The sequence below is a fragment of the Haloferax profundi genome (assembly GCF_001469865.1).
In the GTDB taxonomy this organism is placed as follows: domain Archaea; phylum Halobacteriota; class Halobacteria; order Halobacteriales; family Haloferacaceae; genus Haloferax; species Haloferax profundi.
Map to the genome: position 1 here is coordinate 1 of NZ_LOPV01000046.1, position 692 is coordinate 692.

Sequence of the window (692 nt, forward strand, 5' to 3'; positions counted from 1 at the left end):
GGCGTAGTTCGTCGAGATATTGGGAAAAAAGCCAAGAGGGAATCACTGATCCTTGGGTAAGGAGGACGTCGGTGAGCTCGTCGACAGGGTTGTCACTGAGTGCCCGGTTATTCACCTTCTCAACAGGGAGTGTCACCGCAGCATACCTGCCGTCAAGCACTGATGCGAGCATCTCTATCTCCGTAGAAGGAGATAAGAGAAGCCAGTCATCTACGGGAGCAAACCCCACCTCATCGAACAACCATCCTTCGAACTGTGACTGATGCGCGTTGACTAGTGGTGCTAGGCGGGCGGGGTTCACATCACTCACCTCCCGATATACCGAGATATCTCCTTGGTCGTTGTCGATAAGGAGACGGTAGAACCGAACCTCATCTGAAATCTCTGACCGGGTTCCGCTCGCAACTGTTTCAAGCGCCCGCACTGGATGTCCTCCCTCGTTGTCGAGCGTATCTAGCACGTCCGAGACGAACGATACCGTCTCCGGAGATGTCGTCGTAGGATATGGAAGCAGGTACGAGTGGAGACCATCTCGTGTCCACCGACAAACGTCAAGATATCGGGTCGCTGATTGCATTAAGAGCGCAGATTCCACCCCAAGTGGATGACTTCGCCACGAACTATCACGATCCAAGTTCGCAAACGTATCCACTTGTCGTGTCGAATACAAACCAAGTGGGTCATCTGCAGTT

At 53.0% G+C, this 692-nt stretch carries 2 protein-coding genes; one reads left to right on the plus strand and one right to left on the minus strand.

Going from position 1 to position 692, the window contains the following annotated elements; genetic code table 11:
• Positions 1-424: hypothetical protein (locus AUR66_RS02805; RefSeq protein WP_157532971.1), on the minus strand; the 424-nt coding region annotated here is incomplete at its 3' end.
• Between the two features lie 80 nt (positions 425-504).
• On the opposite strand from AUR66_RS02805, the gene AUR66_RS22455 reads away from it, so the two are divergent.
• On the plus strand, positions 505-692 hold a 188-nt coding region (locus AUR66_RS22455), incomplete at its 3' end, for a hypothetical protein (RefSeq protein WP_231727730.1).